We start from the raw sequence: 14,284 nt of genomic DNA on the forward strand, positions 1-14,284 counted from the left end.
ACCCCCAAATGCCTTTACCTTATCCTGCCTAGTTTATCATGAGCTGACGGACAGGCGAAGCGAGAGCGGCAAATATTTCTACTGTCTTTACACCTGTAAAGTTTCTATATATAATGAGTGTCAAGTAATGAGCCATACTATTCACGTGCGCTCTTTCTAAAGAATAAAGCGCCGCACGCATTCATTCAGGAGGAAATTATGTCAAAAACGACGCAACAAACGGAAAGGAAGCTGCTTGGTGTCGCCGGCTTTGCTTGGCTGTTCGACGCTATGGATGTTGGCATGCTTTCGTTCATTATCGCGGCATTGGCCGCTGAATGGAAATTGAATGAAGCGCAAATGGGCTGGATTGGCAGTGTCAGCTCGATCGGGATGGCCGTCGGGGCCCTCATCTTCGGCATGATGGCCGACCGTATCGGGCGGAAAAATATTCTGATTGTCACCCTGCTTGTCTTCTCAATTTGTGCTGGATTATCGGCATTGACGACCGGACTTGGCCTTTTTCTATTCCTTCGCTTTTTTGTCGGCATGGGACTTGGCGGTGAATTACCAGTCGCTTCAACGCTTGTTTCCGAGAGCGTCGCGCCAGAGAAGCGCGGTCGCACGGTTGTACTTTTGGAAAGCTTTTGGGCGGGCGGTTGGATTGTCGCCGCCATTATTTCGAATTTCGTTATTCCGTCATTTGGCTGGCGAATCGCGCTCGTCATCGGTGCCCTGCCTGCTTTTTACGCCTTGTATTTGCGCTGGAACATTCATGATTCATCAGCGTACACCGCGCAGAAAAAGAAGCAGAGTCCTGGTTTCCTTGCAAACACAGCTACTGTCTGGTCGAGAACATATGCCCGTCAGACAGTCATGCTCTGGATTCTCTGGTTTTGTGTGGTCTTCTCCTATTACGGCATGTTTCTTTGGCTGCCAAGCGTGGTTGCCATGCGCGGCTTTGATATGATGCACAGCTTCCAATATGTACTGATCATGACCTTGGCACAACTTCCGGGTTATTTCTCAGCAGCCTGGTTGATCGAGAAATGGGGTCGAAAAAGCGTTCTGATTGTCTATCTGCTCGGCACAGCAATTAGTGCCTATTTCTTTGGCAGTGCCGCGTCACTCGCAATGCTCATGACATTTGGCATCTTGCTCTCGTTCTTCAACCTCGGTGCTTGGGGCGCGCTCTATGCTTATTCTCCAGAACAGTACCCAACATCCATTCGAGCAACCGGAACGGGTATGGCCGCTGGCTTCGGGCGGATCGGTGGTATCTTCGGACCGCTGCTTGTCGGTTATCTGCTCGTACGTCATGTGACGATGCCAGTGATCTTTACGATCTTCTGCATCTCGATCATCCTTGGTGTGCTGGCTGTTGCTTTTCTTGGAAAAGAAACGAAGAACCAGGAATTTCAAGAAGCTGCTTGATCCTCTGAATAAAACGCGAGCCCTGTTGGCTATTCTGCTGCAGGGCTCTTGTTTCGTTTTATTACTCAGTGCAGCGATCAAATCATTCGTTCATCCGTAAAATGAAGAAGATAAGGTGAATGCCGTTTAAAATCGGTTCAGTCTGTCTCTCCTGAAGGTTTGCCCGCAACATCCGCCGCCTCCGTCCGTTTGAGAAAAAAGGCAAGTGCAAATGCGGTAAGCGTCAGAAATAACGCACACAAAAACGCTGTTCCTAAGCCATGAGTCAGCGCCAAAATCTGCTCTTTCTTTGCCCCAGGATGTGCAGACTGGTTCAAATAATTTTTCTGGGTACCTACCATAATGCCGACAAATACCGCAGTACCTATCCCACCGGAAACTTGCTGTAATGTGTTCATGATCGCTGTTCCATGTGGATAGAGCGACTTCGGCAGTTGGTTTAACCCGGTTGTCGAAACAGGCATCATCACCATGGAAAGACCAATCATCATCACCGCATAGAGAATGGTCACATAAAGCGCACTTTCTGTAGTAGTCAGTCTACTAAACATTCCGAGCACAACAACGACAATTGCGAGCCCTGGCACAGACAGCCAGACAGGACCAAACTTATCAAAAAGCTTCCCGGTTAAAGGGGAAAGCAGTCCGTTAATTAGCCCCCCAGGTAATAAGATCATACCGGCACTGAACGAAGTGAGCAAAAGGACACGTTGCATATAGAGTGGCAAAAGGATCATCGTTGCAAACAACGCCATCATGAGCAAGATCATGAGTAGGGTAGCAAGTGTGAACATCCGGTAGCGAAACACCCGCAAATCAAGAACCGGTTCTTCCAGATGCAATTGCAGCCAGACAAACCCAAGTAGCGCGAGCACTCCGACACCTAACAAAACGAGGCTGATCCAGCCGCCGGACGTCCCTGAACCCATTCCGTACACGAGACTGCCGAAACCGATTGTCGACAGAACAATAGAGCGAATCTCTACTTTGGGTTTGGTCACTTCGGAAACATTCTGCAAATAACGTACCCCAATCAAAATAGAAATCACAGCTAGTGGGAGGATTAGGAAAAACAGCCAACGCCAGCTTAAAATAGAAAGAATGAATCCGGAAAGTGTCGGTCCGAGCGCCGGTGCAAACATTATTACAAGACCAATAAGTCCCATGGCACCGCCACGTTTTTCAGGAGGATAGATCAACAAAATCGTGTTCATCATCACTGGCATGAGCAGACCGGCCCCTGCCGCTTGAACAATCCGGCCAATGAGCAGCATACTAAAATTTAGTGAAAAGCCGCCAATTAAGGTACCAAACAAAAACAGAGTCATCGCGCCGAGAAACATCTGACGTGTAGACAGCCAGCCGGTAATCAGCGCTGTCACTGGCATCAGGATGCCGATAACCAACAGATAGGCTGTCGTCAGCCATTGAATGGTCGTTGCTGGAACATGAAAGTATCGGATCAAATCAGACAAAGCGATATTCAAAAAGGTTTCATTTAGTATAGCAACGAACGCACCAATAATTAGCGTTACTGTAATCGGTCCCCGCCTAATTTCATTCTTGGTTCCTTGGTATGTCATTTCTCGAACTCCTTTAATAAATGGTTGCCGCTTTTAGCAAAAGCATTGCTGTACGTTCTATCATAATCAAAAACGCCACGGCCGACAAAAAGAAGAACCCGGCGGAAGCAGAAAGCCAGGTTCAATTCGTTAAAATTTTTCTTAAAAAAGGACAGATATCAGTATCCTCTTTCTTTGACACTGCACCTGTCCTATATTTATCCTGATTTCGTTCATTTTATCGTTGCGCTGACCAGTACCACGGATCTTCCTGCACGCCAGCCTTTTCCTGATCGTGCCGCGCTTCATCGGCTAATTGCGCTGTCAACTCCATAAACCAGTCGCGATCCGCTGTAATCAGTGCCAGATCCGTCATGCTGCGCAGTTGAACGTTAGTGAGCGGCAGTGTCGGAAAAGGTTTGAGTAGGTAGCTCAGCGTCTCAATCGTACGGCCAACCGTAGACTCTCGGTCACAGGCTACAACATGAACCTTAACTGTTCCGTCTTCGTCGTTATACTCCATGACATAACCGTGCATCAACTCACCGTTGACCGTTCTGCCCTTGACCCAATCGCCTTTTTTCCATTTTGATTGCTGCTGCATCATCATTCACCACCATTCTGATTTGTTAGCGCGACCTGATCCTGCGAGGCGCTTTTCACCCTGCGCATGCTTCCTGCCAAAACATCCAATGTCCAATGATCGAGGAACCCGTTTAAGAGATTCTCCGCATTGGCAAAGACTTGATCAAGCAGTTTGCGGATATCCGCACAATCGTTCCCGTCAGTGCCCTCAGCACGCCAATTCAGTTTCAGAGCTTCACAGGAAGTTGCCTGATAGATTCTGGCTAAAGAGCATTGCGCCGGTTTGCAGCCCAACCGGTAGCCGCCGCCAAGTCCCTCTTTTGTCGCAACAAGACCGTGCTCGCGAAGTGCACTCATAATTTTGCGTACTCTCGCCGGATGCGTATGCACCTGTTCTGACAGAGACGCGCTATTCCATAAACGATTCGGCGCACTGGCTAAGACCACCAGGCATTGAACCGCTATAGTAAACTCGCTATTCATGCGGTTTAATCCTCTTCTGAAAGATTAGTGTAATTATAATAGACACAGTTTAGAAAATCAATGGATAGGCTCAAAATAATAGTTTCCATTTTTTATTGTCTATTTATCTATCTTAAGTTTACCCGAAATGCAAACCGAGCAATCATTTTTGTTGATCGCAAGCTGTTTGTGCATCGTCTTGCCAGCCTTTGCAGACATCGACCCAGGATTTGCCTTTACCGAATGTATAAAGATCATCAATGGTTAGTTCAATCGCTGAGTTGGTACTGCCGCAGGCCGGGAAAACAGTCTCAAAACGTTTCAACGATTCATCCATAAAAACAGGCCAGTCTTTTTTTAAAGCAAATGGGCAAACACCGCCGATCGCATGACCAACAAGTGCGAGTGTATCCTCAGGCGACAGCATGCGTGCTTTAAAGCCGAATGTGCCACGAAATTTTTTATTATCGACTTTGCCATCACCAGCCATCACCACCAGCATTGCGCCTTCCTTGCCCTCGCCGCTGAATGCCAGTGTCTTGGCAATCCGCTCCGGTGCGACATGTAAATGCTCAGCTGCCAGATCAACTGTCGCGCTCGACAATTGAAGTTCAATCACATCTTTTTCACGGTCAAATTGCTGGAAATATGCTTTGACATCTGCTACAGACATTCCTATCCCTCGCTTCATCCATTATCTTTTTAAAATTCAGTTTAACAAAACAGAACAATGTGTCAAATGAGAACAATGTGTTAATTGCGATGGACACTTCTTTTTTTTGCAAATTAAAGCACGATCATATAAATTAAAAGGTATCAGAAAAAGAACTGCCTTTACGAAGGGATGGCCTATGATCGAAAAAATTACAGGTAAAGAAATCTGCAGTAAGTATAGTGATATTGAGAATGACGCATTCGGTACGGACGACCACGTCTTTATATTGACAAAACTGCCAAAAGAGCAGCTTTACGATGCGCCCTGTCCGTTCAGCAGCAACGGAAAGAACCTTGTAACCCTTGACGAGTGGGCCAAGGATCCGGAAAATTACGATGATTACCATACTGATAATGTGAAACAGATGGTCGAGTACATTCAAGGCGGCGGAAACTTGCCGCCGTTGATCGTCGATAAAAGCCACGGCTTATTCGATGGTCAGCACCGATTGACCGCGTACAGTATGCTGCCGGAAATTAAAGAAATTGACGTTTATCAGGAAATCTGATCGCCACATGTCAAAAAGGAGTGCCTTACTTAAAAGGCACTCCTTTTGATTTTCCATAGGATATTTTTACAGAACTTTGCTCAAGAAGGAGATCGTCCGCTGTTCGTGCGGATGACTAAAGAGTTCGTTCGGTTCATTCTCTTCGACAATATAGCCGCCATCCATAAAAATGACGCGATCGCCGACTTCCCGAGCAAAACCCATCTCATGCGTGACAACAACCATTGTCATCCCGTCTTTTGCCAATTGTTTCATGACATCTAAAACTTCGCCAACCATTTCCGGATCAAGCGCCGAAGTCGGTTCGTCAAACAGCATCATCTTGGGTTCCATCGCGAGCGCGCGAGCAATTGCAATACGCTGTTTCTGTCCACCGGAAAGTGAATCGGGATAAGCGCCTGCTTTATCCGCCAGCCCAACTTTCCCCAGCAGTTCACGCGCTTTTTCCTCGGCCCTCGCTTTCGGCACTTTTTTCACCTTGATCGGAGCAAGCATGATATTATCGAGCACTGTCATATGCGGGAACAGGTTAAATTGCTGAAAAACCATACCGACATCTTCGCGTATTTTGTTGATGTCCGCCTTCTTGTCGGTGATGTCCACGCCCTCAATCCGAATATGTCCGGAAGTTGTTGTTTCCAGCAAGTTAATGCAGCGTAGCAACGTCGATTTGCCGGAACCGGACGGACCGATAACGACCACAACTTCTTGCTTCTCAACGCTCAGATTAATATTTTTCAGAACTTCATTGGTACCGAAACTTTTCTTCAGATTATCGACTTCAATCATCATTTGGTCGCCATTCTCCTTTCCAGGAAGCTGACAAAGAAGCTCATTGTCAGCGTCAGAATGAGATAAATAAAGGAAATGGTCAGGTATGGTGTCCAGACAATAGAGTATTGCGCGCCCATCGCCTGCGCCCAATAGGTCAGTTCCGGAGCGGCAATCGCCGATACAAGAGAAGAATCCTTAATCAAACTGATGAATTCATTGCCCATTGGCGGCAGTACACGGCGGACGGCCTGAGGTAAAACAATATAACGCATCGCCTGACGCTGACTCATACCAAGCGAACGGGCCGCTTCCGTCTGCCCGCCATCAATCGACTGAATGCCTGCACGGAAAACTTCGGCAATATAAGCCGCTTCATTCAGTGAAAGCGCAACGATACCGGCAACGATGCCGTTGGACTGGCCGAGAATGAGCGGAACAAGTCCGAAATGAACAAGCAGGATCTGAACAAAAAGTGGTGTTCCTCGGAAGAATGTAATATAGCAAATAAAAGGAAACCTCAGATATTTGTTATTCAACATTTTTCCAAAACAAATACCTAATCCGAGAATAGTTCCGAAAACAACTCCCGACAAAGAAAATGCAATCGTAAGCAGGGTACCGCTCCAGAAGAAGGGAAGGTAGCTCGTGATTAAATGAATGACTGATTGCACGTAAATCTCTCCTAACCTAAAAAGTTGCTTAACGCTCCCGTTAAACAACTTTTTATATGTTACTCAATTTTTATGGTTAATGCTTATTTCTGCTGCGCGAGAAGGGTTTTGACATCCGGTTTCACTTTAAACCATTTTTCATAGATCTTTGTATACGTGCCATCTTCCAGTATTTTCTTGATTGCTTTGTCGAATACAGGAACATATTTGCTGTCTTTTGGATACATCAGACCATAATATTCATTGGCGAAAGCTTTCTTATCCGGAATCACTTTCAGGCCCTTACCCGGGTTGTTCATCGCATATTGGCGGATAACCGTGTCATCGGCAACAACCGCATCAGCACCATGATTGAGCATTTCCATGATCGCTAGTGTGATCGTTTTGAATTTTTTGATTTTCGGATTGTTCTTGCCCATAATTTTTTCCATAGCGACTTGTCCGGTCGTTCCCTGTTGAACAGCAATCGTTTTACCCTTTAGATCCTGAGCTGTCTTAATCTTGCTGCTTTTCGGAACAAGAATCATGTTGGTCGACAGGAAATAAGGTTTAGAGAAATCATACGTCTTCGCACGGTCACTTGTAATTGATATTGCTGAAACACCAATATCAGCTGTTTTGTTTTTCAGTTCCGCAAAGACTGGATCCCAACCGACATTTTCCAACTTATACTGATAGCCAGAAGCTTTACCGAGCGCCTTCATGACATCAACGTCAAATCCAACCATTTTACCATTTTTGAGGTATTCAAAAGGTGCGTACGTTGCGTCATTGACGACACGAAGCACTTTTTTCTGTGATGTACTCTTTGTACTACTTGAACTGCTACCTGCGGATCCACAGGCGGACAAAGCAAGAATCAATGCCAGAACAAGCGAAAAAAACGTTATTTTTTTCATTGTTGCATTTTCCTCCCTAATACTCTTTTTAATATGTATTGTCACTGTCAAATAAATTAACATCATTATACCCTTAGCAATTCTTTAATAGCAAGACAATTTTAAAAATTAGTCTGCTAAAGCACTAAAATCATCTTTTCTGGAAAATAAAGAGAGACACGCTATAAATAGTGTCTCTCAATATTCCTTAATTATTTATCAGTAGCCTCTAGAAAAACGTTAGCCAATAACCTTTACACGTTCCTCAATCGGTTGAAATTGCTTTTCACCGGCTGGTGCTGCAATATTGCCGAATGGCATTTGGCCTCTCAGCTTCCAGCTTGCAGGCACATAGAATTCATTTTGGACGGCTTCATCAATCAGCGGATTATAGTGTTGGAGCGAGGCACCAATGCCAATCTCCGATAACGCAGTCCAAACTGCATACTGGGTTATACCTGTGCTATGTTCTGACCAGACTGGGAAATTATCTGCATACAGCGGAAATTGTTCCTGTAATTTTTTTACGACTGAAGTGTCTTCGAAGAAGAGAATCGTACCGGCCCCAGCGTTGAAGGAAGCCAATTTCTGTGCTGTACCATCAAAAGACTGGCCTTCTGGTAGAACGGCGCGAATTGCTTTCTCTGCAATGCCGCCTTCGCCCCAAAGTTTTTCATGTTCCTGGCCGAACAAAATAACAACACGAGCAGTCTGGGAATTAAACGCTGATGGTGCGTACTTGACCGCCTGCTGAATGGTTTCAATAATTTCTTCCTTGCTCACCTTAATTGCCTTATCTAACGCATAGATGGTACGGCGTTTTTTTGCTGCTTGAAGAAATTCGTTTGAAGTTAATACAGATTCATGGGTATTAGCCATTATTGTCAACTCCCTTAACTTATTTGTTCTTATTTACTTACGTAAGTATAGTTAAAGACGATAAAAAAGTAAATCATTTAGTCTCCAAATCAAAAACCGAAGCGGTATCCCATTTCTCGGCCCAGTTGTGCACAGCTTCCAAAATCGGCTGAATTTCTCTTCCCTTTTCCGTTAGTCGATAACGGATACGTACAGGAAATCCCGGTGCGGCCTCCACAATTCGTTCAACAACAGCTAATTGTTCCAGTTCGCGCAAGCGTGCAGCAAGCATGCGATCACTGAGATCCGGTATCGCTTCTGCAATCCGATTAAAATGCGTTTCACCGCGCGTTAGCACTTCGATAATTAATCCATTCCATTTCTTCCCGATGATTTGAAAGGCACGCTCAAATTTCGGACAAATTGATCGATTTTGCTCCATTGGGATCCCTCCTTCTTATAGTGTACTATATCCATAAAAATATACCCACTGTCAGGCTGTCTGATATTTAACGCGATAAACGGACAAAATAATATTGATTTTTTTGCCTTTGCGAACCAAGCAAAGGTCAAAAAGGAATGATTCTGGCGTTGATCCTGTATAATAGAAGAAAAAAGTTTTATCTAGTATTTATTTCGCATGAATACGAAAGCATTCGTCTTTAAAATAAGGAGGTCTATTTATTGGCTGCATTGATACCAGGCAAGAGCTACCATGGATTTAAATTGCTACATACTGAAAAAGTGGCGGATATTCATTCAGAAGCTTTCCAATTCGAGCATGAAAGAAGCGGCGCACGTCTACTCTTTCTAAAAAATGACGATGATAACAAAGTATTTTCGATCAGTTTCCGAACCCCGCCTGAAGACAATACAGGTGTCTTTCATATACTTGAACATTCGGTGCTTTGCGGTTCGGATAAATACCCGATTAAAGAACCATTTGTCGAATTGCTGAAAGGATCCCTCAACACGTTTCTCAACGCGTTTACTTTTAGTGACAAGACGATGTACCCGGTAGCAAGTAAAAACGACAAAGATTTTTTGAATCTGATCGACGTCTATATGGATGCTGTTCTGCACCCGAATATATACAAACACAAAGAAATTCTGCAGCAGGAAGGCTGGCATTACGAGTTGGATAAAAAAGAGGATCCGCTGCACTACAAAGGCGTTGTTTACAATGAAATGAAGGGCGCGCTATCTTCGCCAGAAAGCCTCTTGATGCGCCTCAACCAGAGTTCCCTCTATCCGGACACACCTTACGGCTATGAATCAGGCGGTGATCCGGATTTTATTCCTGATCTGACCTATGAGCATTTTATCGACTCGCATCGCAACTATTACAGTCCGACTAATAGTTATCTATACCTTTACGGTAATATCGACATTGAGAAAAAACTCCGTCTGCTGGATCAGAATTATTTATCTGCTTATGATCGAATTGACGTCCAATCCAATATTGCCGAACAGACAGCAGAACGGTCGCCGAAAGAAGTCAGCGAAACGTACCCCATCTTGCCTGATGAAAAGGAAGCGGACAAGACGTATCTCAGTCTCAACTTCTCTGTTGGCCGGGCAACAGACCCTGAAGTTCACCTGGCATTTGACATCTTAAATTATTTGCTGCTTGACAGTCCCGCTGCGCCGCTGAAAAAAGCATTGCTTGACGCCGGCATTGGCCATGATGTTTTCGGCATTTTTGATGGTAGTGTGCAGCAGCCCTATTTCTCAATCAATGTGAAAAACGCCAACGAAACGCAAAAGGATGCGTTTCGTCAGACAGTAAAAGAAACGCTGGCGCGCCTTGTAACACACGGCTTAGACAAAAAACTCATTGAAGCGGCAATCAATGTCAAGGAGTTCCAGCTACGTGAAGCCGATTATGGCTCCATGCCGAAAGGATTGATTTACAGTATTACCGCGATGGACAGTTGGCTCTATGACGGTGATCCGTTGACACACCTGCGTTTTGAGGCAACGCTTACAAAAATCAAACAAGCATTGACGACCGATTACTTTGAGCAATTGATTCAGAATTATTTACTGGATAATCCGCAGCACACGCTCGTCATTGTCAAACCATCGAAAACAAAAGCCGCTGAAGAGGACCAAGCGCTCGAGAAAAAACTGGCAACGTATAAAAAAGGCCTAAGCGAAGAAGCACTCGATCAAATTGTCGCTGAAACGCGCCAGCTAAAAGAACGTCAGGAAAGCGACGATCGTCCGGAAGATTTGCGCAAAATACCGATGCTTCAGTTATCGGATATTGACCAAAAATCAGAAGAACTACCACTCGAGAAAGTGGAACTGGACGGCGTACCTGTGCTTTATCATGATCTGCCAACCAATAAAATCATCTATTTAAGTCTCTATTTTAATGCTTCATCGATTGCACCTGAGCTACTCCCTTATCTCGGTCTTCTTCAGGAATTGCTTGGGCGAATCGATACCGATCAATATAGCTATGAATCGCTCGCAAATGAAGTCAATATTCAAACCGGCGACATTCATTTTGAAAACAATTTAATGGCGGACAAGGATGATGACACGTCTTACGAGACGCGTTTTACCGTCCGTGCAAAGATACTTGAGGACAAGTTGCCAGAAGCATTGCGCTTGATCAGCGAAATCCTTTATCATAGCCAGTTCAGTGACAATAAACGTCTTGCAGATGTGATCAAAGAAACAAAATCACGGCTTGAAATGGTGTTCAACCAAAGCGGACAGTCTGTCGCGTTGCGCCGTCTCAGCGCCTACTATTCAAAAGCAGCCGCCTATAAAGAAAAATTGAATGGCCTTAGCTTTTACCAATTCATTTGCGCGCTCAACGATGGTCAAAAAGCCAAGGAAATTCAAAACAATCTGGAGAAAATCGTCAGCCAACTCTTTAATAAGAGAAAACTGATCATCGGCCTGACCGGCGACCAAAGCCTCATGCAATCAATGAGAGCTGCCTTTTCTAACCTGCAACTGGAAAGCAATACTGCCGGAGAACAGCCGCCAGCGACAACAATTCAGCTGTTGAAGCAGCATAATGAAGGCTTGATGACATCCAGCAAAGTCCAGTATGCGGCAAAAGGCGGCAATTTCCGAGCGCTCGGCTTTGCGTACACCGGCGATATTCTTGTCTTAAAACAAATTCTGACACTCGATTATTTATGGAATAAAGTACGCGTCATGGGCGGTGCCTACGGCAGCGGCATTTCCGTTGCCTCCTCAGGAAACTTTGTCTTTTGGTCGTACCGCGATCCGAATCTCAGCGAAACACTACACGTTTATGATCAAGCAGCTGATTTTGCACGCAATTACCAAGCTGATGACTTTACCATAACAAAATACATCATCGGCACGATCTCTAACCTTGATGGCCCGCTCACGCCGAGCGGAAAAGGCGAGCTCGCCGATGATCGCTATTTCAGCCACGTTGCGCAAAGTGATGTGCAGCGTATCCGTGACGAAGTGCTTGCCACGCGTGCCGAAAACATTCGCAATCTGGCACCCTTGCTTGAGAAAGTCACCGGACAAAATCTGTTTTGCGTACTCGGCAATGAATCCAAAATCAAAAAAAATGAAAAATTATTCGACAGCTGTGTGCGCGTCTTCTCCTAATCGATAAAGTGCTCGCAAAATAGCTGGAATAAAAAAGAAGCGGTTTGATCATCCTTGATGATCAAACCGCTTTCTTATTTTTTCAATAGAGACCTTTTTGAAAAAGCATACTCGTTCCAGCTATGAAACCAATTTAAATAGAAAAAGCAGCTGTAAATCAACTAAAGGTTCACAGACTGCTTGATGTGTAAGGCCTATCTATTATTGCTTGTGCAGCATCTCAAATACTTGTTCAACATCTTTATCGCCGCGACCGGAAAGATTGACGATAATACTCTCATTCTTAGGCAGCGTTTTTGCCAACTTCATTGCATAAGCAACAGCGTGCGAACTCTCAAGTGCCGGGATAATCCCCTCAACTTTTGAAAGTGTCAGAAAAGCGTCTAGCGCTTCTTTGCCAGTCACCGTCACATACTCACCGCGGCCCGAAGCTTTAAGATAACTGTGTTCCGGACCAACCCCCGGATAGTCGAGACCGGCGGCAATCGAGTAGGTCGGCTTGGGTTGATTATTTTCATCGACGAGCGCGTAGCATTTGAATCCGTGGATGACAGCTGGCACGCCCTCAGCGATACTTGCCGCTTCAGCCGGCTCTACACCAATCAACCGAACGTCTGGTTCATCAATATAGTGTGCAAAAGCACCAATGGCATTGCTACCGCCACCAACACAGGCAACCACTGCGGCTGGTAGTCTGCCTTCTTTCTCTAGAATCTGCGCTTTAGACTCTTCGCTGATGATCGACTGGAAATGGCGCACCATCGTCGGATACGGATGCGGGCCAACGGCAGACCCGAGCAAATAAAACGTTGACTCATGGTTTTTTACCAAATCTTCAAGGGCCACATCCACTGCGTCTTTTAGCCGACCCTGCCCCTTTTCAACTGGAACAACTTGAGCGCCAAGCAATTCCATCCTGAAAACATTCAGTGCCTGACGTTCCGTATCATATTTTCCCATATATATCGTACAGGGTAGTCCAAATAGTGCAGCGACCGTCGCCGTAGCGACACCATGCTGTCCGGCACCGGTTTCAGCGATTATTCGTTTCGCACCGAGCCGTTTGGCCAACAAAATCTGGCCGATCGTATTGTTAATTTTGTGAGCTCCCGTATGGTTCAAATCTTCTCTTTTCAGATAGATTTTCGCTCCGCCCACTTGCTCCGTTAAATTCTTTGCAAAAGTCAGCGGATTGGCGCGACCCACATAGTCTTTCATATAGCCACGCAATTCTTTGTTGAACTCTGGATCATCCTTGTATCTGTCGAATGCTTCAGCGATTTTCGCCAAAACATGCTGCAAATCCTCTGGAACGTAACTACCGCCGAATTCCCCAAACATACCTGCTTCTCTCGCCTGGCTTACACCTGTACCTATACTTTTACTCATCTCAGGCTAGCTCCTCTACTGTTTCGCGTTTGCCCTGTGGCAGACGCCGAAATTATTGTGCCTCTTCAGTTTTTAATAAATCACTGGATTTGTCAAGAATAATTTTTGTACTGAATGGAATTTTCACAATATTTTAATCTCACCATTTCGGTGACAGATATTTTTTTGATGTGCACACAATGATTAGAAAACTGGGCACAGCTAAGTCCTTTTTTGTAACGAATGCGCGCCCGCTGCTCGCTTGCCGCGGGCGCACCGTGAGCCTCAACAAGCTAGGATCTGCGAGGTCTCGCTGGCACGCTGTTCCGCAGGCGTCTCGCGCCTGCACCCCATTATTTACACAAAAAATCATATCCTTATCATTCTAAAAATAGAGATGATTCGATTCCTGGTAAAAAGCAACGCCAACCACAAAAAGGAAAATAAGTGCTACAACAAAAATCGCGATTCCGATAATCATTAAAATGCCAGTCATCTGAACATATTTCGCGTAATAGTCCAGCATTTCTTTGTAACTTTTCTGGTCGGCTTCAATATTTCCGGCAGCCGTTGCCGATTTTAATAAATAAATGCCAATAAAGATTTGCAGAACACCAGGTGCCGCGCCAACAATAAAGGCAAATAAGCCGCCAACAGTACTGAATACCCCGCTGATAATCAGCATAATTCCAGAGAATTTACCCCAGCCGGCAATTTTTCGATAGAGTCGCAACTCATCCTCTGGCTGCTGCCTTTCATCGCTTTCAGCAGGACTTCTCGTTACAGTGGTCGCTGGGCTGGAGCTTTCAGAAAAACTCTCGGCCTCTCCTAGTTTTTGATTATTTTCCTGGTTATCCAAAATAACTCCTCCTGATCAA

General features: G+C 45.2%; 14 protein-coding genes. 3 read left to right on the forward strand and 11 right to left on the reverse strand.

Annotation, left to right across the window (positions count from 1 at the left end):
- Positions 1–198 precede the first annotated feature (198 nt).
- On the forward strand, positions 199–1,413 hold the full coding sequence (locus tag JOC27_RS05350; protein WP_205005981.1) for an MFS transporter: 1,215 nt from the start codon (positions 199–201) through the stop codon (positions 1,411–1,413).
- 137 nt (positions 1,414–1,550) lie between these two features.
- Here the strand turns inward: JOC27_RS05350 and JOC27_RS05355 are convergent, their stop codons facing one another.
- From JOC27_RS05355 to JOC27_RS05370, 4 genes are all read right to left on the reverse strand, one after another.
- Positions 1,551–2,996 (reverse strand): MDR family MFS transporter, encoded by a 1,446-nt coding sequence (locus JOC27_RS05355; protein WP_205005982.1) that lies wholly within the window; start codon positions 2,994–2,996, stop codon positions 1,551–1,553.
- A gap of 217 nt (positions 2,997–3,213) precedes the next feature.
- Entirely contained in the window at positions 3,214–3,585 is a 372-nt protein-coding gene (locus tag JOC27_RS05360) for a hypothetical protein (RefSeq protein WP_239529837.1), read from the reverse strand.
- On the reverse strand, positions 3,582–4,043 hold the full coding sequence (locus tag JOC27_RS05365) for an RrF2 family transcriptional regulator (RefSeq protein ID WP_205005983.1): 462 nt from the start codon (positions 4,041–4,043) through the stop codon (positions 3,582–3,584). The genes JOC27_RS05360 and JOC27_RS05365 overlap by 4 nt, the downstream gene beginning before the upstream one ends.
- A 142-nt stretch (positions 4,044–4,185) precedes the next feature.
- Positions 4,186–4,695 (reverse strand): YbaK/EbsC family protein, encoded by a 510-nt coding sequence (locus JOC27_RS05370; RefSeq protein WP_205005984.1) that lies wholly within the window; start codon positions 4,693–4,695, stop codon positions 4,186–4,188.
- A gap of 178 nt (positions 4,696–4,873) precedes the next feature.
- On the opposite strand from JOC27_RS05370, the gene JOC27_RS05375 reads away from it, so the two are divergent.
- Entirely contained in the window at positions 4,874–5,245 is a 372-nt protein-coding gene (locus tag JOC27_RS05375) for a ParB N-terminal domain-containing protein (protein WP_205005985.1), read from the forward strand.
- 66 nt (positions 5,246–5,311) lie between these two features.
- On the opposite strand, the gene JOC27_RS05380 is transcribed toward JOC27_RS05375, so the two are convergent.
- The 5 genes from JOC27_RS05380 to JOC27_RS05400 all read right to left on the reverse strand — a co-directional run bounded on the left by JOC27_RS05380 (position 5,312) and on the right by JOC27_RS05400 (position 8,868).
- On the reverse strand, positions 5,312–6,034 hold the full coding sequence (locus tag JOC27_RS05380; RefSeq protein WP_205006042.1) for an amino acid ABC transporter ATP-binding protein: 723 nt from the start codon (positions 6,032–6,034) through the stop codon (positions 5,312–5,314).
- On the reverse strand, positions 6,034–6,690 hold the full coding sequence (locus tag JOC27_RS05385; RefSeq protein WP_205005986.1) for an ABC transporter permease subunit: 657 nt from the start codon (positions 6,688–6,690) through the stop codon (positions 6,034–6,036). The genes JOC27_RS05380 and JOC27_RS05385 overlap by 1 nt, the downstream gene beginning before the upstream one ends.
- An 83-nt stretch (positions 6,691–6,773) precedes the next feature.
- Positions 6,774–7,589, reverse strand: coding sequence for a basic amino acid ABC transporter substrate-binding protein (locus tag JOC27_RS05390; protein ID WP_205005987.1), 816 nt, complete (start codon positions 7,587–7,589; stop codon positions 6,774–6,776).
- A 219-nt stretch (positions 7,590–7,808) separates the two neighbouring features.
- Positions 7,809–8,447: a nitroreductase family protein gene (locus JOC27_RS05395; RefSeq protein ID WP_205005988.1), complete on the reverse strand. Its 639-nt coding sequence runs from the start codon at positions 8,445–8,447 to the stop codon at positions 7,809–7,811.
- Between the two features lie 73 nt (positions 8,448–8,520).
- The gene (locus tag JOC27_RS05400; protein ID WP_205005989.1) at positions 8,521–8,868 is read right to left on the reverse strand and encodes a winged helix-turn-helix transcriptional regulator; all 348 of its coding nucleotides are present in this window, start codon (positions 8,866–8,868) and stop codon (positions 8,521–8,523) included.
- 242 nt (positions 8,869–9,110) lie between these two features.
- Here JOC27_RS05400 and JOC27_RS05405 point away from each other — a divergent pair, with 242 nt between their 5' ends.
- Entirely contained in the window at positions 9,111–12,038 is a 2,928-nt protein-coding gene (locus JOC27_RS05405; RefSeq protein ID WP_205005990.1) for an insulinase family protein, read from the forward strand.
- A gap of 201 nt (positions 12,039–12,239) precedes the next feature.
- Here the strand turns inward: JOC27_RS05405 and trpB are convergent, their stop codons facing one another.
- On the reverse strand, positions 12,240–13,427 hold the full coding sequence (gene trpB, locus JOC27_RS05410) for a tryptophan synthase subunit beta (RefSeq protein WP_205005991.1): 1,188 nt from the start codon (positions 13,425–13,427) through the stop codon (positions 12,240–12,242).
- Between the two features lie 364 nt (positions 13,428–13,791).
- Positions 13,792–14,265 (reverse strand): DUF5362 family protein, encoded by a 474-nt coding sequence (locus tag JOC27_RS05415; RefSeq protein WP_205005992.1) that lies wholly within the window; start codon positions 14,263–14,265, stop codon positions 13,792–13,794.
- Positions 14,266–14,284: the final 19 nt, after the last annotated feature.

The sequence above is a fragment of the Sporolactobacillus spathodeae genome (assembly GCF_016908935.1).
Lineage (GTDB): Bacteria > Bacillota > Bacilli > Bacillales > Sporolactobacillaceae > Sporolactobacillus > Sporolactobacillus spathodeae.

Bases quoted from the DNA above. Each gene is read 5' to 3' on its own strand.
- JOC27_RS05395 (WP_205005988.1), bottom strand. From the start codon at position 8,447: ATGGCTAATACCCATGAATCTGTATTAACTTCAAACGAATTTCTTCAA.
- JOC27_RS05400 (WP_205005989.1), bottom strand. From the start codon at position 8,868: ATGGAGCAAAATCGATCAATTTGTCCGAAATTTGAGCGTGCCTTTCAA.
- JOC27_RS05365 (WP_205005983.1), bottom strand. From the start codon at position 4,043: ATGAATAGCGAGTTTACTATAGCGGTTCAATGCCTGGTGGTCTTAGCC.
- JOC27_RS05380 (WP_205006042.1), bottom strand. From the start codon at position 6,034: ATGATTGAAGTCGATAATCTGAAGAAAAGTTTCGGTACCAATGAAGTT.
- JOC27_RS05360 (WP_239529837.1), bottom strand. From the start codon at position 3,585: ATGATGATGCAGCAGCAATCAAAATGGAAAAAAGGCGATTGGGTCAAG.
- JOC27_RS05370 (WP_205005984.1), bottom strand. From the start codon at position 4,695: ATGTCTGTAGCAGATGTCAAAGCATATTTCCAGCAATTTGACCGTGAA.
- JOC27_RS05375 (WP_205005985.1), top strand. From the start codon at position 4,874: ATGATCGAAAAAATTACAGGTAAAGAAATCTGCAGTAAGTATAGTGAT.
- trpB (WP_205005991.1), bottom strand. From the start codon at position 13,427: ATGAGTAAAAGTATAGGTACAGGTGTAAGCCAGGCGAGAGAAGCAGGT.
- JOC27_RS05350 (WP_205005981.1), top strand. From the start codon at position 199: ATGTCAAAAACGACGCAACAAACGGAAAGGAAGCTGCTTGGTGTCGCC.
- JOC27_RS05390 (WP_205005987.1), bottom strand. From the start codon at position 7,589: ATGAAAAAAATAACGTTTTTTTCGCTTGTTCTGGCATTGATTCTTGCT.
- JOC27_RS05355 (WP_205005982.1), bottom strand. From the start codon at position 2,996: ATGACATACCAAGGAACCAAGAATGAAATTAGGCGGGGACCGATTACA.